This is a genomic window from Streptomyces boncukensis (genome assembly GCF_011045075.1).
Taxonomy (GTDB): Bacteria; Actinomycetota; Actinomycetes; order Streptomycetales; family Streptomycetaceae; genus Streptomyces; species Streptomyces boncukensis.
In genome coordinates, this window is sequence record NZ_JAAKZZ010000713.1 from 1 (window position 1) to 2,986 (window position 2,986).

General features: G+C 73.9%; 1 protein-coding gene. It reads right to left on the reverse strand.

Annotation, left to right across the window (positions count from 1 at the left end):
- The coding region (locus tag G5C65_RS34660; protein WP_165303033.1) for a type I polyketide synthase at positions 1-2,986 on the reverse strand (2,986 nt) is incomplete at both ends.

The window sequence follows — 2,986 nt, forward strand, 5'->3', positions numbered from 1 at the left end:
GCCTCCCGCAGCAGCGACCGCAGGATCCCGCCGCCGCGCGATTCGGCGTCGGCGCCCGCCACGCCCGCCACGCCCACGGCGTCGTCGGCGTCCGGGCCGAGCAGCGCCTGCAGCACATGTTCGGCCAGGGCGGTCGGCGTCGTGTGTTCGAACGCGACCGTGCTGCTCAGCGGTGCGCCGGTGGCGACCTGCAAGGCGTCACGCAGCTCGATCGCCGTCAGGGAGCTCATGCCCAGATCGAGGAACTCACGCTCCGGCTCGACCGCCTCCATATCGGGGTAGGCGAGCACGTCCGCCGTGTGGGCCCGGACCAGTCGCAGGGCCGCGCGGAGCCGCTCGGCACGCGGCAGCCGCACCCACTGCTCGCGGGGACCGCCAGGACCGTCGGCGCCGTCCGCCGCCGCACCGATGCCCCGCAAGCGGCGCACCTCGGGCAGGTCGGCCAGCAGGTGCCGGGCGCGGTCCGCGAGATACGCGGCGGCGAACCGGGACCAGTTGACGTCGGCGACAGCGACGCCGGCGCCGGGCCGGTCCGGCAGCCGCCCGAGGACACCGGTCGCGACCTCCGGCGGCATCGCCTGCAGCCCGCCCTGCCGCAGCCGCTCCAGCTCTTCCGGATCGCCGGCTCCGGAGTCCTTCCACGGCCCCCAGGCCACCGAGACCGCGGCCGCCCCTCCCGCGCCCCGGTAAGCGGCCAGCGCTTCGAGGTAGGCGCCGACGGCCGACCGGGCCGCCTGCCGGGCGTTCCCCCAGATCCCGTCGGCCGAGGCCAGCAGCACGAACGCGGACAGGCCGAGATCGGTGGTGAGCTCGTGCAGATGCCGGGCACCGGCCACGACGCGGTCGATCACGTCGATTCCGGCGGACGTCAGCTCCGACGGTTCGGCGTCCGCGGCGATCTCCGGCGCGTACACGACCGCCGCCGGCGGATGCTCGCGGGGGATCTCCGCCAGTACCTTCGCCAGAGCGGTGCGGTCCGCCGGGTCGCAGGCCACGACCGCGACCTGCGCCCCGCGCCCGGTCAGGTCGGCGACCAGCTCCGTCGCGCCGGGCGCAGCAGAGCCGTCCCGGCCGGTCAGCAGCAGGTGCCGGACGCCGTGGTCGGCGAGCCAGCGAGCCGCACCGGCCCCGATCACGCCGGTGCCGCCGGCTACCAGCACGGTGCCGGACTCGGGCCAGCGGACCGGCTCGCCCCCGGCCACGGGGTCCGGCGTCTCCGGCGCGTCCGGCACCAGCCGGGGCACCCGCACCTGACCGTCACGGATCGCCAACTGCTCCGGTCCCGACAGCAGCGCGGCGGCGAACTGCGTCCAGTCGCGGGCGGCAGGCTCCTCGGGCAGATCGATCAGGCCGCCCCAGCGGGCCGAGCCGCCGCGGTCGATCGCGCGGCCGAGTCCCCAGACGAGCGCCTGCGCGGGATTCCGGACCGGGTCCGACGCTCCGGTCGACACCGCGCCCGAAGTGACGCACCACAGCCGGGCGTCGATGCCGGAGTCGTCGAGCGCGTGGGTCAGCTCCAGCGTCTCCGCGACACCCGCACTCTCATCACGGGCGTCGAGCGCCGTCAGCGACACCACCCCGGCGAGCGGGTCGCTCCCGACGAGCGCGTGCTTGAGCAGTTCCATCAGATCCTGCCGCGTCCTGGGAACGTCGTCGACCGGGAGGCTCACCGCGGTGGCACCGGCGTCCGTCAGGGCGGCGACCATCTCGGCCCGCAGACCGTCGGCCGACCCGACGACCGCCCAGGTACCGGACAGGGAAGCCGCGGGCGACTCGGTGAGCTGCTTCAACGGCTTCCACACGATCCGATAGCGCCACGAGTCCAGCCCGTTGCCGACGGCTGCTCCGGTCGACGGCTGTGGCCAGTACCGCTCACGCTGGAAGGCGTAGGTGGGCAGGTCGACCGTGCGGCCGCCCCAGTCGGCGAACACCTTCGACCAGTCGATGCGGGCGCCGGTGGTCCACAGGCGGCTGATGGCGGTCAGGGCGCTGCCTGCCTCGTCGCGGTCCTTGCGCAGGGCCGGGACGAACAGGGCGTCGCTGACGGTGTCCCGGGCCATGGCGGACAGGACCCCGTCGGGGCCGAGTTCGAGGTACCGGTCGACTCCGAGCTCGGCCGTGGTGGCGACGCCGTCGGCGAAGCGGACGGGCTGGCGGACCTGGTTCAGCCAGTAGTCGGGTTGCTGCATGGTGCCGGGCTCGGCGACCGCTCCGGTCAGGTTCGATACGACCGGGATGCGTGCGGGGTGGAAGGTCAGGCTGTCCAGGACGGTGGCGAAGTCGTCCAGCATCGGCTCCATCAGGGCTGAGTGGAAGGCGTGCGAGACCGCAAGGACGTTGACCCGCCGGCCGTGGGCGGTGCACTCGGCCGCGTAGCGCTCGATGGTCTCCAGGTCGCCGGAGAGCACGAGGGACTGGGGGCCGTTGACGGCGGCGATGTCCAGTCCGAGGTCGGTGGCGTCGGTGAGGTCGGCTTCGGTGGCCTGGACGGCGAGCATGCCGCCGCCGGTGGGAAGTGCCTGCATGAGGCGGCCACGTTCGGCGACCAGGGTGCAGGCGTCGTCCAGGTCGAGGATGCCGGAGACGTGCGCTGCGGTGATCTCGCCGAGGGAGTGGCCCAGCAGCACGTCCGGGACCACGCCCCAGGACTCCACCAGCCGGTAGAGGGCGACTTCGAGGGCGAACAGGGCGGTCTGCGCCCACAGGGTGTCCTCCAGACCGGTGCCGTCGGCCAGGACTTCGCGCAGCGGGCGCTCCAGTCGGACATCCAGGCGGGCGCAGACCGCGTCGAAGGCTTCGGCGAAGATGGGGAACTGCTCGTAGAGGTCCAGGCCCATCCCGGGGCGTTGTGAGCCCTGACCGGTGAAGAGCACCGCCAGGCGCCCCTCGGTGGTAACGCCGGAGGTGATCGTCGTGTCCCCGGTCAGGACTGCGCGGTGTTCCAGGGCGGCGCGTGTGGTGGCCAGTGACCAGCCGACGTCCACCG